Below are 21774 nucleotides of genomic sequence, written 5' to 3'. Positions count from 1 at the left end.
CCTTTTCAGGCAGGACTTTTCAGACAGGATCGCGGCGGGTTTACCACCTCGGATCGATCACGAAGGAGTAGATCATGGTACGCCGACTCAAGGACGACGAACTGCACGGCAAGCAGGGCAAACATGATGCACCCGGCGGCGGCTGGCAGTCGATCCAGGCCACCGAATCGCACTTCCTGCGCGAGAAGGTAGCGCTCAAGGGCAATGGCCTGATGCTCAAGATCAATCATCCCGACGGCGGGTTCGAGTGCCCCAGCTGCGCCTGGCCCAACCCGGCGAAACCCGGCCCGGCGGAGTTCTGCGAGAACGGCGCCAAGGCGGTCGCCTGGGAAGCCACGGCGGCACGGACCACGCCGGAGTTCTTCGCCAGCCACACGGTTTCCGAGTTGCTCGACTGGTCGGATCATGCCCTCGAGAAGCAGGGCCGCCTGACCCACCCGATGCGCTACAACCCGGCCACCGACAAGTACGATCCGATCGACTGGACAACGGCGTTTCGCGAAATCGGCGAGCGGGTGAAATCCTTCGATCCGAAACGCGTCGAGCTCTACACCTCGGGGCGCACCTCCAACGAGGCGGCATTCCTGTGGCAGCTCTACGGCCGCATGCTCGGCACGCACAATTTTCCCGACTGCTCCAACATGTGCCACGAGACCACCACCGTGGCCCTGCCCCAGAGCATCGGCGTGGGCAAGGCGACCACGGTGCTGGAGGATTTCGAACATGCCGACTGCATCTTCCTGTTCGGCCAGAACGCCGGCACCAACAGCCCGCGGATGATGGGACTGATGCACGAGGCGCGTCTGCGCGGCGCCGAGGTGATCACCTTCAACCCGCTGCGCGAACGGGCTTTGGTCAAGTTCGCCAATCCCCAGACGCCCAGGGACATGCTGACCAACCACGGCGTGCCGATCAGCTCGCAGTATCACCAGGTTCGCATCGGCGGCGACATCGCCGCGATCCAGGGCATCTGCAAGCGCATCCTCGAGGTCGACGACGAGGCCCGCAACAGCGGCGGCGAGCGCGTCATCGACCACGACTTCATCGCGATGCACACCGATGGTTTCGAGAGGTTTGCCGATCACTGCCGCAACCTGCCATGGGAGCGAATCGAGCGCCACAGCGGGCTCGAACGGGCGGCGATCGAGCAGGCCGCCGGGGCCTGGATGAAGGCCGAGCGGGTGATCTGCTGCTGGGGGATGGGCATCACCCAGCACATCCGTGGCAGCGACAACGTCCACCAGATTCTCAACCTGCTGCTGATGGGCGGCCATATCGGCCGGCGCGGTGCCGGTGCCTGCCCGGTGCGCGGCCACTCCAACGTCCAGGGCGATCGCACCGTGGGGATCTTCCACAGGTCCGGCGAGGCGTTCCTGTCGAAGATGGACGAGGTGTTCGGCATCGAGTGCCTGCGCGAGCATGGCCACGACGTGTCGCTCTGCTGCGAGGCGATACTGCGCGACGAGGTGGACGCCTTCCTCGGCATGGGCGGCAACTTCTTCCGCGCCATCGCCGACCAGGCCCGTGTCGCCGCCCACGTCGGCGACATCCCGCTCACCGTACAGATCGCCACCAAGCTCAACCGCAGCCATCTGATTCACGGCAAGACGGCCTATCTGCTGCCGGCACTGGCCCGCACCGAGAAGGACGTCCAGGCCGGCGTCGAGCAGACCATCACCATCGAAGACGGCATGTGCAACGTGCAGGGCTCCAGGGGCGCGCTGGAGCCGGCATCAGAGCATCTGCGCTCCGAGATCGCCATCGTCGCCGGCCTCGGCAAGGCGACATTCGCGCCCAACCCCAAGGTCGACTGGGAGTGGCTCGCCGAGGATTACGCCCGCATCCGCGACAAGATCGAAGCGACCCAGCCGGAGACGTTTTACGCTTTCAATCAGCGACTGAACGACCAGGGCGTGTTCCATCTCGATATCGCCGCCCGCGATCGGGTCTGGAACACCGACTCCGGCAAGGCCCACTTCCTGTTCCCCGCCGACCATCTCACCGAAGACGCCTCCGAACCGGGGGAGGCCCATTTCCAGCTGCTGTCGATCCGCGGGCACGATCAGTTCAACACCACCGTCTACTCGTTCGATGACCGCTACCGCGACATCTACGGCACCCGCATGGTGCTGATGATGAATCCTCGCGATATCGAGAAGCACGGTTTCGAGGCCGGCAACAAGGTCACGCTGAAAGCGGTGAGCGACGATGGCATCGAACGTCGGGTCTCGGGCTTCAAGATCATCGCCTACGATCTGCCGGAAAACTGCCTCGGCGCCTACTATCCGGAGGTCAACGACCTGATCCCCGTCGGCAACCGGGACCAGCAGAGCAACACCATCGCCGGCAAGTCGATCCCGGTGACGCTCGAGTTGATGAGCACGGAGGCGTTGGAAGCGGAGACCGGCATGCTCGCCACCGGCTGATAATGCCCCAACCGCCCGACTCGCCTCCCCCCGGTGCTGGCGCCGTCCGCCTCCCGGCGGGCGGCGATGTCCATTAGTCGCAACGCAGGCGCCGCCAGCGCCCGATATCGCCTCGCCATCTGACCTCTAAGCCCTTCAAAGTCAGCCACTTGGGAGGCGCCCATGCTACCCGGCGCTTATTGGTAAGACCATTTACCCATGATTGGCAGCACCACCGTCTGTGGTTATCTTCCGAGTCAATCGCCGTGATTGGCCACCGGAGTGGAACGACCGGTCTGCCGCCGTCCGGCGATGACATCCTGGCGACGAACGAAGCCGATAATAACGACTCTGGGGCTCTCGATATGGATCACACGCTTCTCTCTCTGCTTGCCTTCCTGCCGCTGGTGCTGGCGGGGGTCCTGCTGATTGGATTCCGGATGGCGGCACGGACGGCGATGCCGATCGTGTTCGTCGTCGCGGTGCTGATCGCGCTGCTGGCCTGGGACATGACCGCGACCCGCGTGCTGGCCTCCACGCTGCAGGGGCTGATCATGACCGTCTCGCTGCTGTGGATCATCTTCGGGGCCATCCTGCTGCTCAACACGCTGAAGCACTCGGGCGGCATCATGGCGATCCGCAACGGCTTCTCAGGCATCAGCCCGGACCGCCGCGTGCAGGCGCTGATCGTCGCCTGGCTGTTCGGCTGCTTCATCGAGGGCGCCTCCGGCTTCGGCACGCCCGCCGCCGTGGCCGCGCCGCTGATGGTGGCACTGGGCTTCCCCGCCCTGGCCGCCGTGGTGGTCGGCATGATGCTGCAGTCGACGCCGGTCTCGTTCGGCGCCGTGGGCACGCCGATCGTGGTCGGCGTCACCGGCGGCGTGAACCAGTCCGCGATCGCCGAACAGCTCACCGCCAACGGCTCGACCTGGGAGACCTATTTCCGCCTGATCACCTCCGAGGTGGTCATCACTCACGGCATCATCGGCGTGTTCATGCCGCTGATCCTGGTCGTCGTGATGGTGCGCTTCTTCGGCGAGAATCGCTCCTGGACCGAGGGGCTGTCGATCACACCGTTCGCGCTGTTCGTCGGCGTCTGCTTCGTGGTGCCGTCGATGCTGGTCGGCGTCCTGCTGGGCCCGGAATTCCCGTCGCTGCTGGGCGGCCTCATCGGCCTGGCGATCGTGGTGCCGGCCGCACGCAAGGGCTTCCTGCTGCCCAAGGACACCTGGGACTTCCCGGAGCGCTCGAAGTGGCCTTCCGAGTGGCTCGGCACCATCGAGATCAAGGTCGACGACGTGGCCGGTCGCGCGCCGATGTCGACGCTGCGGGGCTGGCTGCCCTACGTCATCGTCGCCATCCTGCTGGTGATCTCGCGCACCATCCCTTCGGTCAAGGCAGGCCTCTCCTCGATCAGCACCGGCTGGAGCGATATCCTCGGCGAGCAGGGCATCTCCGGTAGCGTCGAATGGCTCTACCTCCCCGGAGGCATCATCCTGATCGCGGTGATCTGCACGATCTTCCTGCATCGCATGCGCGCCCAGCAGGTGACGGCGGCCTTCGCCGAATCCTCCAAGACCATCTTCGGTGCCGGCTTCGTGCTGCTGTTCACCATTCCGATGGTGCGGATCCTGATCAACTCCGGCGTCAACGAGTCCGACCTGGTCTCGATGCCGGTCGCCATGGCGCAGCTGGTGGCCGACGGTGTGGGTCAGATCTATCCGCTGTTCGCCCCGGCGGTCGGCGCCCTGGGCGCCTTCATCGCCGGATCCAACACCGTCTCCAACCTGATGCTGGCGGCATTCCAGTTCAACGTCGCCGAGGTGCTGGGCGTCTCCACCGCGATGATGGTCGCGCTGCAGGCCGTGGGGGCCGCCGCCGGCAACATGATCGCGATCCACAACGTGGTGGCGGCTTCGGCCACCGTCGGTCTGCTCGGCCGCGAGGGCACGACGCTGCGCAAGACGATCCTGCCGACGCTCTACTACTGCCTGTTCGCCGGCATCATCGGGCTGCTGGCCTTCTACGTCTTCGGTCTCACCGACCCGCTCATGGGCGGTTGATCCCATCCTCCCGGCCGCGGCCGGGAGGATTCACATCCTGTTTTGGTCTGACCATTTGCCAACCTATTGGGCTTTTGGCTAATGGTCGCCGTCGACGGCCTTCCACAGAATGACCGCAGCGCAATGTGGAAAGGCCTTCCACAAAGCGGATCTTCACCCACCGCCAGCGGCATCCGCGCCAGCGAGGAAACGCCATGGAACTGCTTTACGACGAGCGCATCGACGGCGAGATCGCCGATGTCGACAAGTCCGGCCTGATGGCGGCGATCCTGGCGGTCGCGCCCAGACTGACCCTGCTCGATCGCGAGGAGGACCTGCGCCCGTTCGAGTGCGACGGGCTGTCGGCCTATCGCGTGCTGCCGATGCTGGTGGCCATGCCGACGACGCTGGCCGAAGTCGAAGCGCTGATGCGGGTCTGCTACGAGCACGCCGTGCCGGTGGTGACGCGAGGTGCCGGCACTGGCCTGTCCGGTGGCGCGCTGCCGCTGGAGAAGGGCGTGCTGCTGGTGATGTCGCGCTTCAACCAGATCCTGAGCGTCGATGCCGATGCCCGCCTCGCCCGGGTCCAGCCAGGCGTGCGCAACCTGGCGATCAGCGAGGCGGCCGCCCCTCACGGCCTCTACTACGCCCCCGATCCCTCCTCGCAGATCGCCTGCTCGATCGGTGGCAACGTCGCCGAGAATGCCGGCGGCGTTCACTGCCTGAAGTACGGCCTCACGGTCCATAACGTGCTGAGCGTGGAGATCATCACCATCGAGGGCGAGCGCATGACCCTCGGCGGCGAGTCGCTGGATACGCCCGGCTACGATCTGCTGGCGCTGTTCATGGGCTCGGAAGGCATGCTCGGGGTGATCACCGAAGTGACGGTGCGCCTGCTGCCCAAGCCGGAAGTGGCCAAGGTGCTGATGGCCTGCTTCGACGACGTCGAGCGGGCCGGCAAGGCGGTGGGCGACATCATCGCCGCCGGCTGCATCCCCGGCGGTCTCGAGATGATGGACAACCTGGCGATTCGCGCCGCCGAGGATTTCGTCCACGCCGGCTATCCGGTCGACGCCCAGGCGATCCTGCTGTGCGAGCTCGACGGCGTGGAGAGCGACGTCCAGGCCGACTGCGAGCGAGTCCGCCAGTTGCTCGAGACGGCGGGCGCCACCCAGATCCAGCTCGCCCGGGACGACGCCGAGCGCCAGCTGTTCTGGGCCGGGCGCAAGGCGGCGTTTCCGGCCGTCGGCCGCATGTCGCCGGACTACTACTGCATCGACGGCACCATACCGCGGCGCGAGCTGCCGCGGGTGCTCAAGGGCATCAACGATCTCTCGGCCCAGTACGGGCTGCGGGTCGCCAACGTCTTTCATGCCGGCGACGGCAACCTCCATCCGCTGATCCTGTTCGATGCCAACCAGCCCGGCGAGCTGGAGTCCACGGAAGCGCTCGGCGGCAAAATTCTCGAACTGTGCGTCGACGCCGGCGGCAGCATCACCGGCGAACACGGCGTCGGCCGCGAGAAGCTCAACCAGATGTGTACCCAGTTCGCCGCCGACGAGATCACCCTGTTCCATGCGGTGAAGTCGGCTTTCGACGAGCGCCGTCTGCTCAACCCCGGCAAGAACATCCCGACACTGGCACGCTGCGCCGAGTTCGGCGCCATGCACGTACATCACGGCGAACTGCCGCACCCCGAACTGCCGCGATTCTGATATCGGAGGCGGCATGAGTCGCAAGGAGATCGCCATGACCCACCTGCAGGATCAGCGGCCGGAATACACGCCGCCGAACGAGTCCGGTCCCGACGCGCTCGCGGGCCGCGACGATAGCGAAGCCTTGTGCGAACAGGTGGCGCGGGCCCAGGCCGAGCGCGCCACGCTGCGCATCGTCGGCGGCAATACCAAGGCGTTCTACGGCCGTCGGGTCGAGACGGCGCAAGCGCTCTCCACCACCGGCCATCACGGCATCGTCCACTACGACCCGGTGGAGCTGGTCGCCACCGTGCGCGCCGGTACGCGGCTGCGGGATCTCGAGCGGGCGCTTGCCGACAACGGCCAGCGCCTCGCCTTCGAGCCGCCGCACTTCGGCGAAGATGCCACCGTCGGCGGCATGGTCGCTGCCGGGCTTTCCGGCCCTCGCCGACCCTGGGTCGGGGCCGTACGTGATTTCGTGTTGGGTGTAAGGGTGATCACTTCCGACGGCAAGCAGTTGCGCTTCGGCGGCGAGGTGATGAAGAACGTCGCCGGCTACGACCTCTCGCGGCTGATGGTCGGCGCCCAGGGCACGCTCGGGGTGCTGACCGAAGTCTCGTTCAAGGTGCTTCCCATTCCCCACGCGCATGCCTGCCTGCGACTCGAACTGCCGCTGGCCGAAGCATTCGAGCGCTTGACGGCCTGGGGCCGCGAGCCGATGCCCATTACCGGCGCCGCCCACGATGGCGAAGCATTGCACCTGCGTCTCGAAGGCGGCGAGGGCTCCGTCTCGGCCACGCGCCAACGCCTTGGCGGTGAACCGGAAGATTCACGCTTCTGGGCGCAGCTTCGCGAGCTGCAGCTGCCCTTCTTCGACGGCGCCTTCGATGACGACGCCCACGTCCTGTGGCGCTTGTCGCTGCCGGCGCTGGCGCGCACGCCGGCACTCGAGGGTGACTGGCTGGTCGACTGGGCCGGAGCCCAGCGCTGGCTGAAAAGTTCCGAGGGACGCGGTTTCGAGGACGAACCGCGGGCCGACGCCCACATTCACGAGGCCGCCATTGCCGCCGGCGGCCATGCCACGCGCTTCACGTCGAGCGCCAACGGAGACTCGCCTTTCACGCCCCTGCCGCCGGTGCTGGCCAAGTACCACCGCCAGCTCAAGCAACGGCTCGATCCGCAGGCGATCTTCAACCCTGGCCGGCTCTACGCCGAGTGGTGAGGAGACCTCTACCCCATGCAGACCCATTTTTCCGAGGCCGCCCGTGCCAAGCCCCACATCCACGAGGCCGATCGCATCCTGCGCACCTGCGTGCACTGCGGCTTCTGCAATGCCACCTGCCCGACCTACCAGTTGCTGGGCGACGAGCGCGACGGCCCGCGCGGGCGCATCTATCTGATCAAGGAGCTGCTGGAGAGCGACGACGGCGATGAACAGGTCACCCAGGAGACGCAGTTGCACCTGGACCGCTGCCTGAGCTGCCGCAGCTGCGAGACCACCTGCCCCTCCGGCGTCGAGTATCACAAGCTGCTGGATATCGGGCGTGCCGAAGTCGACCGTCGGGTCGGCCGCCGGCCCGGCGAGCGCGCCCTGCGACTGGGACTGCGCACCGCGCTGGTCGAGCCCAAGCGGTTCCAGGCGCTGCTCGCCCTGGGGCAGACGTTCCGCCCGCTGGCGCCTCACGATCTGCGCGACAAGATCCCCCCGCGCCAGCGGCCGGGTTCGCGCGGGCGTCAGGCGCGCCCCGACCCGACCCGACACGCCCGCCAGATGCTGATCCTGGAAGGCTGCGTTCAACCCGGCCTGGCGCCCAATACCAACGACGCCACGGCACGAGTGCTCGATCGTCTCGGCATCGGGGTGAGTGCCGCCCCGGAAGCGGGCTGCTGCGGCGCCATCGACTTCCATCTCAATGCCCAGGCCGCCGGACGCCAGCGCATGCGCGCCAATATCGATGCCTGGTGGCCGCTGATCGAGCAACGTGGCGAGAGTTCCTCCGCGCAGGCCGGAGTGGAGGCGATCATCCAGACCGCCAGCGGCTGCGGCGCCTTCGTCAAGGAGTACGGCGAGATGCTGGCCGACGATCCCGAATACGCCGCCAAGGCCAGACGGATCAGCGAGCTGGCCAAGGATCTGGTCGAGATCTTGCGGGAGGAGGATCTGGAGGCGTTGGGCACGAGTGACTCGTCCGCGCGGCTGGCGTTCCACTGCCCGTGCACGCTGCAGCATGCCCAGAAGCTGGGGGGTGCCGTCGAAGGCGTGCTCGCGCGGCTGGGATTCGGTCTCGCACCGGTGCGGGACTCGCACCTCTGCTGCGGCTCCGCCGGCACCTATTCGATCACCCAGCCGACGCTGGCCCGGCAGTTGCGCGACAACAAGATGGACGCCCTGGAGGCCCAGTCGCCGGATACCATCGTCACCGCCAATATCGGCTGCCAGAGCCATCTCAACGGCGCCGGACGAACCCCGGTAAAGCATTGGATCGAAGTCGTCGACGAAGCGCTCATGGCGTAGAACCAACGCTCTCGGCGTCCGACGCCGGCGACTCACTCATGACCGCGCAAGGCCAGCTCGCTGCGGCACCCGGCGAGTTGGCTTTTCGCTTTTTCTCGTAGCTCGTAGCTCGACGCTGCCCTGACCATGGAACTGGAGTCCCCACCATGCAGACCAAAGCCGCACTCGAACTCAACGATGTCAATGCCATCCTCGATGCCGCCCAGACCGAAGCCGAAGCCCAGGGCTGGGCAGTCACCATCGCCGTCGCCGACGATGGCGGCCATCTGCTGGGCCTGCGCCGGATGAACGGTGCCGCCCCCTTCAGCGCCGGCGTCGCCACCGAAAAGGCGCGCAACGCGGCGATCGGCCGCAAGGAGACCCAGGTCTTCGAGGAGATGATCAACAACGGCCGCACCGCCTTCGTGACGGCACCGATGACCGCGCTGCTCTCGGGCGGCGTGCCGGTCATTCACGACGGCCAGGTGATCGGCAGCGTCGGCGTTTCCGGGGTCAAGCCGGAGCAGGACGTGCAGGTCGCGAAAGCCGGCGTCAAGGCTATCGGCTGAAGCCGTCGCCGACGCTTTGTCAGCGCTTCTTGGAGGACGCGCCCCTGGCACGACTGCCGGGGCCGGCCTTGCCTGAACGCTTCCTGTCGCCGGGCTTGGCGCCAGCCTTGCCCCTGGCGCCGGGCTTTCCCGCTTTGGCGCTGGGGTGTGACTTACCTGCCGCGTGACTCTTGCCACCGGGCGACGCTTTGCCGCTCGCGGCTTTTTTACCCTTGGGGTGGGCCTTGGTGGCAGCGGCTTTGGTGGCAGCGGCTCTGCCGCCCGCCTTGACACCGGCCTTCGCCCCGGGCCCTGCCGATGCCCTGCCTCCCTTGGAGGTCGGCTGCCTAGCCTTTCCCGAGCGAGAGCCGGAGTTGGGCTTGGCGCGGCCACTCTTCTCCGGAGCGGCGTCGGAGTTTTCCGTCAGCGCGATGATGGTATCGATCTCTCTCGGAGTCAGGTCCCGCCAGTCACCCAGCGCCAGCCCCTTGAGCGAGACGTTCATGATGCGCGTGCGGATCAGCTGAGTGACTTCGTAGCCGAAATACTCGCACATGCGGCGTATCTGGCGGTTGAGCCCCTGCACCAGCGTGATGGTGAAGACGAACGTCGACTCCCTGCGCACCTGGCAGCGCTTCGTCACCTGGCCGAGGATCGGCACGCCACGCTGCATGCCCTCGACGAATTCGTCGGTGACCGGCTTGTCGACCGTCACCCGATACGCTTTCTCGTGGTGGTTGTTGGCACGCAGGATCTTGTTGACCAGGTCGCCGTCGTTGGTCAGGAAGATCAGCCCCTGGGAATCCTTGTCGAGCCGGCCGATGGGAAAGATCCGCGCCCCGTGCTTGACGAACTCGACGATGTTGTCCTTCTCCCCCGACTCGGTGGTGCTGACGATACCCACCGGCTTGTTGAGCGCGATCAGGACCAGATCCTCCGCTTCCCGGGGCTCGATCTCCTGGCCGTTGACCTTGACCCGATCGCCGGCGACCACCTGGTCGCCGGTGGTGGCACGGCGGCCGTTGATCCACACGTTGCCCTGCTCCACGAAGCGATCGGCTTCACGACGGGAGCACATCCCGCTCTCGCTGATGTACTTGTTGATACGGGTCGATTGTCGTAACGCCATAAAGGGTCGTCCAGCCAGAAGAAAGGTGACTCAGCATCCGGTCGCAACCGCCGGACCTGTGCCGGCCCGCAACGGGCCGGCGCACCCGGACAGTTTGACGCTTCCTCCGTGTGGATAAAACCGGCCGGGGTTCAAAAGCCGCATGGCGGCCATCGCCGGGAAACGCCCGGCTGCGTGACCGGGGGCGGTCAAGCAGGCTTCCCGACCCCTTTTGTTCTGACAGACAGAATCACATAGCTTCTGACGACATTCTTTAGTCGCAATTCGCAGTCCCGAGATTGACCCGGCATCCCGGCGCCCCTAATTTCTACTGTCGCAACATGTTCTACAAAAGAGAATAACGGAGACGCCATGAATTTGTCCTTGAAGCCTTCCGCGCTGTGCCTCGCACTCTCGCTGGCGACGCTGCCGATGCTGGCGCAGGCGGTCGGCCCGAGCGGTAAGATCGACTGCATCGCCCCTGCCAACCCCGGCGGCGGCTGGGACTTCACCTGCCGCAGCGTGGGCCAGGTTCTGAGCGAGACCGGCGCCATCGACGGCAGCGTCCAGACCACCAACATGCCGGGCGCCAGCGGTGGTGTCGCGTTTTCACACGTGGTCACGAAACGGGCCGGACAGAACGACGTCATCGTCTCGGCTTCGACATCGACCACCACCCGTCTGGCCCAGCATCAGTTCCCCGGCCTGAACGCCGACATGGTCAACTGGGCCGGCACCGTCGGCGCGGACTATGGCGTGATCGCCGTGAGCAAGGACTCGCCTTACCAGGACCTCGAGTCGCTGCTGGATGCGATGGAGGAGAAGCCCTCCAGCGTCAGTTTTGCCGGCGGCAGCGCCAGCGGCGGTTGGGATCACCTCAAGGTCCTGATGATGGCCCGCGCCGATGGCATCGAGCCGCTGAACAAGATCAAGTATCTGCCCTTCGACGGTGGCGGCGAGGCGATGACCCAGGTCGTCGGCGGCCATATCGACGCCTTCTCCGGAGACGCCTCTGAGACCCTGGGCTTCGTCGAATCCGGCGACCTTCGGGTGCTCGCCGTGCTCGCCGACGGTCGCCTGCCCGGCGCGCTGAGTGAATTCCCCACCGCCAAGGAGCAGGGCGTGGATGTCGAAGGGATCAACTGGCGCGGCTTCTACCTGCCACCGAAGCTCTCCGACGAGGACGTGGCCTGGTGGGAGGAGACGCTGCACAAGGTCTACGAGAGCCCGGAGTGGAAGGAGGTCATGAGCAAGAACGGCTTGATTCCCTTCGACCGCAGCGGCGAGGCCTTCAAGGCGTACGTGCATCAGCAGATCGCCGATATCGAGGAGATCTCCAAGGAAGTCGGCCTGATCCAGTAAGGCCGGCTCCCCGCTAGGGTGGGGCTTGTCACCTCACCCCCTGGTCGTCGGTGCCGGGCTTGCGGCGCCGACGACATCGGCAGCGTCAGGAAGCGCGCAACGCCCGCGGCCACTGGCGTTCGAGACGCGGCGCATACTGGGCCAGCAAGGGTATATGGCGATCCTTGGCCGCCAGGTTGAAGCGCTCGCTGGGACCCGATAGCGCCAGCGCCCCCATCAGCTCACCCTCGCCGTTGTAGATACCGATCGCCGCCGCCGACAGCCCGGCCTGGCGCTCTCCGCTGGATACGGCAACCTGGCCGCGAGGGATTTCGTAATTGAGCACCCGCCCGGCGGCACCGCGTCCCAGTGGCAGCCTCACGCCCTCCTCCAGATGGTGCCTGACCTCCAGTCGGCCATTCTCGCGCAGCCGGCAGATCCGGTGGTCGCCGTCGCGGACATAGAAGGAAGCGGTCTCCTCGCTGGCATCCCGCAGCGACTCGAGTATCGGCCGTACCAGATTCTCGAGCTGCGGCCCGTCGCCCGCCAGCGGGGCCAGCCGCGAGACCGCCGGGCCGACTCGGTAGATGCCGCGTTCGTCGCGGGTGACATAGCCGAAGTGCTCCAACGAGGCCATCAGCCGCAGGATGGTGCTCTTGTAGAACCCCGAGGCATTGGCGAGTTCGGTCAGAGAGAACTCTCGCCGCTCCTGGGAGAAGGCCTCGAGCAGCGTCAGCGCTCGTTCGACGGCCTCGACACGTCTCTGGGCCATGGGACGCTCCTATCTATCAGTTAATCGAGCTATCAGTTAATCGGACTATCAGTGAATCGGGCATCAGTTGATCGGGACTTGCTATCAGGTCACCGGGACTTGGACTAATGGCGGATGTTGCGACAGACAAAACGGTATTGCAACTCATCCGAGCGAATCATATTCTCTCTGAAAGAAACCGTTTCACCAGGAGGAATGATGTCATCGCCATTGACCGGTTACCGGGTACTCGATCTGACCAACGTGCTGGCCGGGCCGTTCTGCTGTCATCAGTTGGCCCATCTCGGCGCCGAGGTGATCAAGGTCGAGCGGCCCCAGGGCGGTGACCTGGCTCGTCAACTGGGTGCCGACCCCACGCTCAATCAGGAGCTGATGGGGGTCTCGTTCCTCGCCCAGAACGCCGGCAAGCGCTCGGTGACGCTCGATCTCAAGAGACCGGCCGATCGTGAAACCTTCCTCGAACTGGTGGCGACGGCCGACGTGGTGGTGGAGAACTTTCGTCCCGGCGTCATGCGCCGTCTGGGGCTCGGGTTCGAGACACTGCGCGAGGCCAACCCCGAGCTGGTCTACTGCGCGATTTCCGGCTTCGGGCAAGACGGCCCCTTGGCCAACTACCCGGCCTACGACCAGATCATCCAGGGCATGGCAGGAGTGATGAGCATCACCGGCGCGCCCGAGAACGCGCCCTACCGGGTCGGCTATCCGCTGGCCGACACCGTCGGCGGCCTGACCGCGGCGATGGCGATCAATGCCGCCCTGGCCGAGCGCCCGCGCAAGGCGCACTTCGTCGACATCTCGATGCTCGAATCGGTGCTGGCCACCATGGGTTGGGCGGTCTCCAACCTGCTGGTCGCCGACAAGCCGCCCCAGCCCATGGGCAACGACAACGTCACCGCCAGCCCCTCGGGCACCTTCGCCACCGCCGATGGCTTGATCAACATCGCCGCCAACAAGCAGGAGCAGTTCGAGGCGATCTGCCACCTGCTCGAACGCCCGGAATGGCTCACCGACGCCCGCTTCGCCCAGCGCCAGGCGCGCCTGGAGAACCGTCAGGCGTTGAGCGACTGCATCGAGGCGGCGCTGAAACGGGAAACGACCGAGTACTGGTGGCCGCGGCTGGTCGAGGCCGGCGTACCCGCCGGTCCCGTCTACAGCGTCGCCGAAGCCTTGGCGCACCCACAGGTTCGCGATCGCGGGCTGATCGAGCGGTTCGGCAACGACACGATCGGCCGGCCGCTGGAAGTGGTCAGCGGCGGTTACCGTTTCGACGGCGAGGCGCCCCGCGTCGCCTCACCACCGCCCCGCCTCGGCCAGGACAACGACATCCTGCTGCCCACCCGCGCCGCCAACGACGAATAGACAGGAGACATCTCATGACCGATACCCTCACCCCCGAATACCAGGCCCGGCAGTGGTGGAAGACCGACATCATCGACATGCGCCCCGGTGAGATCCGCTATCGCGGTTATCCCATCGAGGAGTTGATCGGCAACGTCGGCTTTACCGACATGGTCTGGCTGATGACTCGCGGTGAGCTGCCCACCCGAGCGCAGTCGGCGCTGCTGGAAACGGCACTGATGAGCGCCGTCGACCACGGCCCGCAGGCGCCGAGCATCGCCATCGCCCGGATGGCCGTGACCTGCGGCAGCAGCCTCAACAACGCCATGGCTTCCGCGGTCAACGTGCTCGATGACGTCCATGGTGGCGCCGGCGAACAGGCCGTCGAGCTGTACCAGTCGATCCTCGAGTACCAGATCGGCGGGCACCCTCTGGAGATCGCGGTCCAGGAAGGCATCGCCACCTGGCAGCGCGAGCGGACCAAGATCATTCCCGGCTTCGGCCACCGCTTCCACTCGGTCGACCCCCGCGGGCCGCGACTGCTGCGGCTGGTGGAGGAAGCCGCCGCTCGCGGCGAGGTGGATGGCAACTTCGTCTCCATCGCCCGCGAGGTCGAACGCCAGCTCATCGCCATGAAGGACAAACCGATTCCGCTCAACATTGACGGCGCCACCGCCGTCATCTACGCCGAGCTGGGCTTTCCCGCCCCGCTGGCCCGCGGCCTGTTCTGCCTGTCGCGCTCGGTGGGCATCCTCGCCCACGCCTGGGAGCAGCAGTGCCAGGGCGGGCGCAACAAGGGCCCGATGCCCAAGGGCTGGCTGTGGCCCTATGGCGGCCCGGCACAACGCCCGGTGCCAAACCGGGGCTGATCTCTCTCGAACGGCGACCGTTCAAGCCTGGTGAAACTCGCGTCCGGCGGTGGTCTCCTTGATCACGCCGATGCGAATCACGAAGTCGCCAAACGGTTCGCCCGCCTCGCGCTCGACGGCGTAGCGCTGGATCAACGGCATCAGCGCCTCGAGGATGGTCGCTTCATCGATGTTCTCGCGGTAGAGCTTGTTGAGGCGTTGGCCGCTGAAGCCGCCGCCGAGATAGAGGTTGTAACGCCCCGGCGCCTTGCCGACGAAGCCGATCTCGGCGAGATAGGGGCGTGCGCAGCCGTTGGGGCAGCCGGTCATGCGTACGATGATCGCATCGTCGGCCAGCCCCGCTTCGTGCATCACGGCTTCCAGTTTGTCGATCAGCGAGGGCAGGTAGCGCTCGCTCTCCGCCATTGCCAGCCCGCAGGTCGGGAATGCCACGCAGGCCATGGCGTTACGCCGTAGCGGAGAGGTTTCCGCGACCAGCCGATGACGGTCCAGCAGCGCGTCGATGGCCTCGCGCCGGGACTCGTCGACCTGGGTGATGATCACGTTCTGGTTGGTGGTGAGCACCAGGTCGCCGTCATGCTGTTCGGCGATCTCGCGCAATCCGGTGCGTAGCTGCGGGCCGTCGGGGAAGTCGGCGATGCGTCCGTTCTGGACGAACAGGCCGTAGTGCCACTGGCCGTCGTCGCCCTGGACCCAGCCCAGCCGATCGCCGTTGTTGTCGAAGTGATAATCGCGCGCCGGCGCCAGCGCTTCGCCGAGGTGCCCTTCGACCTCGGTCTTGAACGCCTCGAGCCCCATCTCCTCGACGGTATATTTCAGTCGTGCCTGCTTGCGGTCGCGGCGATTGCCGTTGTCGCGCTGCACCCGCATGATCGCTTCCGCCACGGCGGGCGCGGCTTCCGGCGAGCAGTATCCGATGGGGTCGGAGAGCCGCGGAAAGGTCGTCGGCTCGCCGTGGGTCATACCCATGCCGCCGCCGATGCAGACGGTGAAGCCCCGCAGTTCGCCCTCCACCACATCGGCAATGAAGCCGACGTCGTGGGCGAACAGGTCGACATCGTTCTCCGGCGGAATCGCCAGCGCCACCTTGAACTTACGCGGCAGGTAATGGCGGGTGTAGAGCGGCTCGTTGGGATCGAGCGCCGGCGAAGCCCCCTCCGCCGTCGCGTCCGCGCGTTCCTCGGCGCCGCCGGCGACGCGCTCCTCACCCAGGAATATCTCGTGATAGGCCCGGGTGCGAGGCAGCAGGCGAGCGCTGATCCGGTGACTCAACTCGTAGACCTGCCGATGAACGGCGGAGCGATGCGGATTGGCAGTGCAGATCACGTTGCGGTTGACGTCGCCACAGGCGGCGATGGTATCCACCATGGCCTGATGGATGGTCTGCAGGTGCGGGCGCAGGTTCTCCTTGAGCACGCCGTGATACTGGAAGGTCTGCCGCGTGGTGATGCGCAGCGTGCCGTTGGCGTAGCGTGAGGCCACGTCGTCGAGCGTCTGCCACTGCGCCGGCGTGACCAGCCCCCCGGGCAGCCGCAACCGCACCATGAAACTGTAGAGCGGTTCGAGTTTCTGGTGTCGGCGCTCGTCGCGCAGGTCGCGGTTGTCCTGCTGGTAGAAGCCGTGAAACTTGGTCAGTTGAGTATCGTTCTCGGCGACGGCGCCGGTGGCGCGATCGGCCAGGCTCTCTTCCAGCGTGCCGCGCAGATAGTCGCTCTCCACCTTGAGCCGCTCGTTGGGATGCAGCTCATCGAGTGGGATGTCACGCAGTTTGGCGATGATGTCCATGTCGACTCCTAATAGATGTCGCGCTGATAACGCTTCTCCTGCTGCAACTGACGCAGATAGTCGTCGGCGCCGGCTTCGCCGTGCCCGCCCTGCTCGCGGATGATGTCGCGCAGTGCCTGGTGCACGTCCGGCGCCATGAACTCGGCATCGCCACAGACGTAGACGTAGGCGCCGGCTTCCAGCCAGGCATAGAGCCTCTCGGCCTGCTCGCGCATCCTGTCCTGAACGTAGACCTTGTCGGCCTGATCGCGAGAGAAAGCGACATCGAGGCGCGTCAGCAGCCCCTGCTGTCGCCACTTGAGCCACTCCGCCTGATAGAGGAAATCGCTGCGGAAGTGCCGATCGCCAAAGAACAGCCAGTTGTCGCCGCCAGCGCCGCGCTCCTCGCGCTCCTGCAGGAAGGCGCGGAACGGCGCGACGCCGGTGCCGGGACCGATCATGATCAGCGGCGCCTCGTCATCGTCGGGCAGCTTGAACTGCTTGTTGCGGTCGATATAGATCGGCACCCGGTCGCCGGGTTCGATCCGGTCGGCCAGATAGCTCGTGGTCACGCCGTTACGAGCCCGGCCGTGGGTTTCGTAGCGCACCACAGCCACGGTGAGATGCACCTCGTCCGCGGCCGCCGCCTGGCTCGAGGCGATGGAGTAGAGACGCGGCGGCAACTTGCGCAGCGCCGCCGAAAACTGGGCGGCATCGATCCCGTCGACCGGGAACTGTTCGATCACGTCGATGATCTGGCGCCCGTGGAGCCAGTCACGCAGTTCATCGCGGGCCTCTTCACCCAGCAGGCGCTGCAGTTCCGGCGCCTGGGACCACTCCGCCCACTGCTTGAGAAACGGGCGCGTCAGCGTGGTCACCTCGAAATCCGCCAGCAGCGCGTCGCGCAGTACCCGGCCCTCGTCCAGCGGGGATTCGGCGTCGAGCTTGAGCATCGCGATCAGTTCGTCCACGTGCGCGGGATCGTTCTGCGGCACCACCCCGACGGCGTCGCCCGGCAGGTACTCCAGCCCGGAATCCTCCAGCGACAGTTCGAGATGCAAGGTCTGCTTGTCGGAGCCGCGCCCATTGAGCGGTTGACGGGTCAACACCTCGGCCATGAACGGATGTTTCTTCGAGTACGACGGCTGGGCGCCTTGCGCCGCGTCGGTCTCGGCGGCCTCAGCCGGAGGCGGCGTGGCGAGGTCGCCGGCCAGCGACTCGAGCACCTCGTCGATCCAGGCCTCGGCACGCTCCTCGTAATCGACATCGCAATCGGCGCGCTCCCTGAGCCGTTCGCCACCCAGTTCGGCCAGGCGCGCGTCGAACTCCTTGCCGGTCTGGCAGAAGTGCTCGTAGCTGGCATCGCCCAGCCCCAGCACGGCAAAGCGAGTCCCCGTCAGTTTCGGCGCCTTGCGCCCCATCATTAATTCGTGAAATTCGAGCGCCGGATCGGGCGGATCGCCGTCGCCCTGGGTACTGACCACGACCAGCAGCCGTTCGACGGCCTTCAGCGTCTTCTTTCCGGCGTCCGCCATGCTGGTGAGGGTTACCTCGAATCCCTTGGCGCGAGCGCGCTCTGCGGCCAGCTCGGCCACCCCCTCGGCATTGCCGGTCTGGCTGCCATAGAGCACGGTCAGCGCCGTGGTGGCGGCCTTCGCTGGCGACGAATCGCCCGTCGGCGACTCACCGGCCGACTGGGCACCGAGCCCCGCCAGATAGCCACTCAACCACTGCCGCTGCGCGTCGTTCAGATCCGCCAGCGCCTGCTGCACGCGCCTGGCCTGGTCGGCGTTCAGCGGGCTGTTGGTATCGGTCAGTGTCATCGGCGCCACGCCTATCCTCTCGTTGACGAAATGACCGGAACCGCCGGCAGAGCGCGCGGACCGGAATCGGATAACCCATTAGTGTTAGGGCAACCGCCGAGAATCAAAAAGGCTAAAACGCACTGTCGTTATTCGATGACGTCATGACGGCTTTTCGTCGGTCGTCGATCCTCGCATACTCGGTTGCCCCCTTTTTCCGGAGACTGCCATGGCTTATCGACTCTTCATCGCCAACAAGAACTACTCATCCTGGTCGATGCGACCCTGGGTGCTGCTGCGGGCCCTGCAGATCCCGTTCGAGGAGGTGCTGACGCCGTTCGAAGGCGCCGGCCAGCAGCAGGCGTTCACGCGCTTCTCGCCCACCGCCAAGGTCCCCTGCCTGCACGACGACGACCAGGTGGTATGGGAGTCACTGGCGATCGCGGAGTACCTGGCCGAGGCCCACCCGAGCGCATGGCCCACCGATCGCGCCGCCCGAGCCTGGGCCCGCTGCGCCAGCGCCGAGATGCATTCCGGCTTTGCCGCCCTGCGCGACGAGTGTTCGATGAACTGCGCGCTGAGCATCGACCTGGGCACGCCGAGCGAGGCGCTGGAGAGGGATCTGAAGCGACTCGATACGCTATGGCAGGAAGGGCTGGAGACTTTCGGCGGCCCATGGCTCGCGGGCGACGCCTTCACCGCCGTGGACGCCATGTTCGCCCCGGTCGCGGTGCGCATCCGCGGTTACGGCATCGAACTCGGGGCGGCGGCCATGGCCTACGCCGAGCGCCTGCTGGCGCATCCGGCGGTGGCCGAATGGGTCGAACAGGGCATCGCCGAACCGTGGGTCGACGAGCCGCACGAAGCCGACTGCGTGCGTGGCCGGCGTGTCATCGCGGATCGGCGCCGACAAGCCTGAAGCCGATCCTTCGAGGGGAGACCCCGTCGGCTCGAGAGCTTTCGGGGTCGGATCGAAATGCCACGACTTCGCGTGCCGACCGGCTGCTGGACCACCCTGTGGTGGTCCAAGCCCGTTGCGGAGATCGAATGCCGAATCAGTACAGTTCGGCCAACGCCTCCTTGGTGAAATCGCTCAACGATCCCTCATCGCGGGCATGGATCTTCCTCACCCACGCCGGATCACTCAGCAACGCGCGACCGACAGCGATCAGATCGAATTCGTCGCGCTCCATCCGGGCCAAGAGCTTGTCCAGGCTGGCCGGGCTCGAGCTCTCGCCGCTGAAGGCGCCCATGAAATCACCGGACAGGCCGACCGAACCGACACTGATGGTGGGCGCCCCCGTGAGTTTCTTGGCCCAGCCGGCAAAATTCAGGCCATCGGGGCCGTCGATTTCCGGATACTCCGGCTCCCAGAACCGTCGCTGCGAGCAGTGCAGGATATCCGCACCGGCTTCCACGAGCGGGGCGAGCCAGTCGGTCATCTCGTCCGGCGTATTGGCCAGGCGTACGTCGAAGTCCTGCTGTTTCCACTGACTCACGCGCAGGATGATCGGCAGATCGGGGCCGACGGCAGCGCGCACGCTCTTGACGACTTCCGCGGCGAAGCGGGAACGCTCCTTGAGGGTAGTGCCGCCGTAGCGATCGCTGCGCCGATTGGTGGCCGCCCAGAAGAACTGATCGATCAGATAGCCGTGGGCGGCGTGAATTTCCACCGTGTCGAAACCGAGCCGCTTGGCGTCGGCCGCGGCGCGGGCATAGGCATCCAGCGTGTCGGCGATAGCCTCTTCACTCATGGCTTCGCCGCGCGGCTGACCGGGCGCGACCAGACCGGACGGGCTTTCGACAGGTATCTCCTGTACCCAGTCCGTGAGAAAACTGGCGACCGAGCCCACGTGCCAGATCTGCGGCCCCATGCGGCCACCCACTTCATGCACGCCATCGATGACGTTCTGCCAACCGGCCAGCGCCTCTTCGCCATGAAAGAACGGGATATTGGGCTCGTTGCGGGCGGCCGGCCGATCGATGGTGGTGCCTTCGGACAGGATCAGGCCAACCTCGTTCTCGGCCCGCCGGCGGTAGTAGGCGGCGACGTTGTCGCCAGGTATGCCCGCCGGCGAGAACGACCGCGTCATCGGCGCCATGACGATACGGTTCTTGAGCGAGAGGGATTTCAGTTGAAAGGGCCGAAACAGCGCATCGACGTTGGATGAGGCCATGGGAATACTCCGAGTGATAAGATGGAAACTGCGGTATATGGTTTATACCTGATACCCATCGGCTACTTTCAACTCACCAGGTATCCTCGAGGAAACCGCCATGCCCAACTCACCATGCCAGACGGCGGCGGCCAATTGCCCCAGCCGCGTGATTCTCGATCAGATCGCCGACAAGTGGTCGGTACTGGTGCTGGCGGCACTCTGCAGCGAGCCGCTGCGCTTCAATGCGCTCAAGCGCCAGTTGGAGGGCATTACCCAGAAGGCGCTGAGCCAAACGCTACGTCGGCTGGAGCGCAATGGCATCGTCGAGCGCCGCGTGATCGCATCGGCTCCGGTAGCCGTGGAATACCGGATCACGCCGCTCGGCCGAACGCTCGAGGCGCCTTTTCACGCGCTGCATCAATGGACGCTGCAACACCACCATGAAATCGAAAAGGCGCGAAGCGTCTACGATGCGCGCCAGCAGGCACTCGATGACGAAGCCGCGTGGGGTTAGTGTGATGTCTCACAAATATCATCCAATAATATCGGCGCCTGGCACCGCCATACCGCGTTGCGCGTCGTTGCCATAGACCCCGATATGACGCCTCCTCGCGCCTTGTCTGGCAACACCATGCATCCGATATTTCTTCGCGTTACTTGCGAGACATCACACTAGCGATCCCTTGACGATCTTACGAGGAGAGCGGTGGGCCTGCGGACCCACGCCACGAGACCAAGGCGATCCCGTCAACCGGGCTGAGGTCGGCGCTTGGCGCGCTGGATGCGCCACATAGTGACGAGGTTGGTACCCAGCGCCAGCAGTTCGGCGATGAAACCACCGATCGAGCCGATGATCAGCGCGTTGGCGAGCCAGCACAGCGCCACACCCGCCAGCAGCACTCGCATGGGCAGGCCGCGCAGCAGAAACATCGCCAGGGTGCCGAAGACGGCGGCGAGCAGCGGGAAGATGTCGTACCAGGAGTGCCAGGTCGCCACGGCGACCGCCACCGTTGCGATCAGCACCAGCCACATGAGCGGCTGACGTCGCGGAAACCGCCGCGCCAGCCAGATCCTGACGACGACCAGGACCGACATGCCGGCGGCAACGGCCTCCCCGAACAGCAGAAAATGCACGGCGAAGGCGACGTTGGCGAAGATGAGATAGAGCAGCAGCCGATCGTCCTGACGGCTGGCGAACGCCGCGATGATGAAGCCGAGGGCGACGAACCCGCCGATTTGGGCGGCGATCCAGGTCGGGCTGTGTGCGTCCATGCGACTCCTAATGTCGGGGCAGGATTGGCGTGACAGCCCTCAAGCCTAGACGGTTCGGACCGTGAGCGATGCATTTGCCGAAATTTCAAAACCGCTAGCGCCATGAGCCCAATTCGGTAAGACCGAGATAGGCCGGTGACCCGAGTCTGGCGAAAGGGTTGGCCGA

The 21774-nt window shown here is 65.8% G+C and carries 17 protein-coding genes; 11 read left to right on the top strand and 6 right to left on the bottom strand.

The features are described from left to right. Positions 1–74: 74 nt before the first annotated feature. The 6 genes from Q0602_RS15730 (at position 75) to Q0602_RS15705 (ending at position 9204) form a co-directional block, all read left to right on the top strand. Entirely contained in the window at positions 75–2426 is a 2352-nt protein-coding gene (locus Q0602_RS15730) for an FdhF/YdeP family oxidoreductase (RefSeq protein WP_298845366.1), read from the top strand. Positions 2427–2770: 344 nt separating this feature from the next. Further along, positions 2771–4468 (top strand): L-lactate permease, encoded by a 1698-nt coding sequence (locus Q0602_RS15725; protein WP_298845364.1) that lies wholly within the window; start codon positions 2771–2773, stop codon positions 4466–4468. Between the two features lie 194 nt (positions 4469–4662). Next, positions 4663–6162: a glycolate oxidase subunit GlcD gene (gene glcD / locus Q0602_RS15720; RefSeq protein ID WP_298845362.1), complete on the top strand. Its 1500-nt coding sequence runs from the start codon at positions 4663–4665 to the stop codon at positions 6160–6162. 13 nt (positions 6163–6175) lie between these two features. Continuing rightward, complete coding sequence (gene glcE, locus Q0602_RS15715; RefSeq protein ID WP_298845360.1) at positions 6176–7363, top strand: glycolate oxidase subunit GlcE; 1188 nt, start codon at positions 6176–6178, stop codon at positions 7361–7363. A 15-nt stretch (positions 7364–7378) separates the two neighbouring features. Next, complete coding sequence (gene glcF, locus Q0602_RS15710) at positions 7379–8656, top strand: glycolate oxidase subunit GlcF (protein ID WP_298845357.1); 1278 nt, start codon at positions 7379–7381, stop codon at positions 8654–8656. A gap of 146 nt (positions 8657–8802) precedes the next feature. Next, positions 8803–9204, top strand: coding sequence for a heme-binding protein (locus Q0602_RS15705; protein WP_149434359.1), 402 nt, complete (start codon positions 8803–8805; stop codon positions 9202–9204). A gap of 19 nt (positions 9205–9223) precedes the next feature. Here the strand turns inward: Q0602_RS15705 and rluF are convergent, their stop codons facing one another. Further along, positions 9224–10312 carry a 23S rRNA pseudouridine(2604) synthase RluF gene (rluF, locus tag Q0602_RS15700; RefSeq protein ID WP_298845353.1) on the bottom strand — a complete coding sequence of 363 codons (1089 nt, stop codon included), beginning with the start codon at positions 10310–10312 and terminating at the stop codon, positions 9224–9226. A 351-nt stretch (positions 10313–10663) separates the two neighbouring features. On the opposite strand from rluF, the gene Q0602_RS15695 reads away from it, so the two are divergent. Continuing rightward, complete coding sequence (locus Q0602_RS15695) at positions 10664–11653, top strand: tripartite tricarboxylate transporter substrate binding protein (RefSeq protein ID WP_298845350.1); 990 nt, start codon at positions 10664–10666, stop codon at positions 11651–11653. Positions 11654–11738: 85 nt separating this feature from the next. On the opposite strand, the gene Q0602_RS15690 is transcribed toward Q0602_RS15695, so the two are convergent. Next, complete coding sequence (locus tag Q0602_RS15690; RefSeq protein ID WP_298845347.1) at positions 11739–12404, bottom strand: helix-turn-helix domain-containing protein; 666 nt, start codon at positions 12402–12404, stop codon at positions 11739–11741. A gap of 198 nt (positions 12405–12602) precedes the next feature. Between Q0602_RS15690 and Q0602_RS15685 the strand changes: the two genes are divergently transcribed. Both Q0602_RS15685 and Q0602_RS15680 read left to right on the top strand, forming a co-directional pair. After that, complete coding sequence (locus Q0602_RS15685; RefSeq protein ID WP_298845345.1) at positions 12603–13763, top strand: CaiB/BaiF CoA-transferase family protein; 1161 nt, start codon at positions 12603–12605, stop codon at positions 13761–13763. 14 nt (positions 13764–13777) lie between these two features. Beyond that, complete coding sequence (locus Q0602_RS15680; protein ID WP_298845341.1) at positions 13778–14611, top strand: citryl-CoA lyase; 834 nt, start codon at positions 13778–13780, stop codon at positions 14609–14611. A 21-nt stretch (positions 14612–14632) separates the two neighbouring features. On the opposite strand, the gene Q0602_RS15675 is transcribed toward Q0602_RS15680, so the two are convergent. Together Q0602_RS15675 and Q0602_RS15670 are read right to left on the bottom strand one after the other, a co-directional pair. Next, positions 14633–16396, bottom strand: coding sequence for an NADPH-dependent assimilatory sulfite reductase hemoprotein subunit (locus Q0602_RS15675; protein WP_298845338.1), 1764 nt, complete (start codon positions 16394–16396; stop codon positions 14633–14635). Between the two features lie 8 nt (positions 16397–16404). Continuing rightward, positions 16405–18198 carry an assimilatory sulfite reductase (NADPH) flavoprotein subunit gene (locus Q0602_RS15670; RefSeq protein ID WP_298845336.1) on the bottom strand — a complete coding sequence of 598 codons (1794 nt, stop codon included), beginning with the start codon at positions 18196–18198 and terminating at the stop codon, positions 16405–16407. Between the two features lie 208 nt (positions 18199–18406). Between Q0602_RS15670 and Q0602_RS15665 the strand changes: the two genes are divergently transcribed. Then, the gene (locus tag Q0602_RS15665; protein ID WP_295040772.1) at positions 18407–19096 is read left to right on the top strand and encodes a glutathione S-transferase family protein; all 690 of its coding nucleotides are present in this window, start codon (positions 18407–18409) and stop codon (positions 19094–19096) included. Positions 19097–19232: 136 nt separating this feature from the next. Here the strand turns inward: Q0602_RS15665 and Q0602_RS15660 are convergent, their stop codons facing one another. After that, positions 19233–20354, bottom strand: coding sequence for an NADH:flavin oxidoreductase (locus Q0602_RS15660; protein WP_298845333.1), 1122 nt, complete (start codon positions 20352–20354; stop codon positions 19233–19235). Between the two features lie 100 nt (positions 20355–20454). Here Q0602_RS15660 and Q0602_RS15655 point away from each other — a divergent pair, with 100 nt between their 5' ends. After that, positions 20455–20850 (top strand): helix-turn-helix domain-containing protein, encoded by a 396-nt coding sequence (locus tag Q0602_RS15655; RefSeq protein WP_298845331.1) that lies wholly within the window; start codon positions 20455–20457, stop codon positions 20848–20850. A 233-nt stretch (positions 20851–21083) separates the two neighbouring features. On the opposite strand, the gene Q0602_RS15650 is transcribed toward Q0602_RS15655, so the two are convergent. Continuing rightward, complete coding sequence (locus tag Q0602_RS15650; RefSeq protein WP_295036458.1) at positions 21084–21608, bottom strand: YgjV family protein; 525 nt, start codon at positions 21606–21608, stop codon at positions 21084–21086. Between the last annotated feature and the right edge of the window lie 166 nt (positions 21609–21774).

The organism is uncultured Salinicola sp., from assembly GCF_937921195.1.
Lineage (GTDB): Bacteria > Pseudomonadota > Gammaproteobacteria > Pseudomonadales > Halomonadaceae > Salinicola.
The sequence above is the reverse complement of the archived record's forward strand: the minus strand, read 5'-3'. Positions and strand labels throughout refer to the sequence as shown.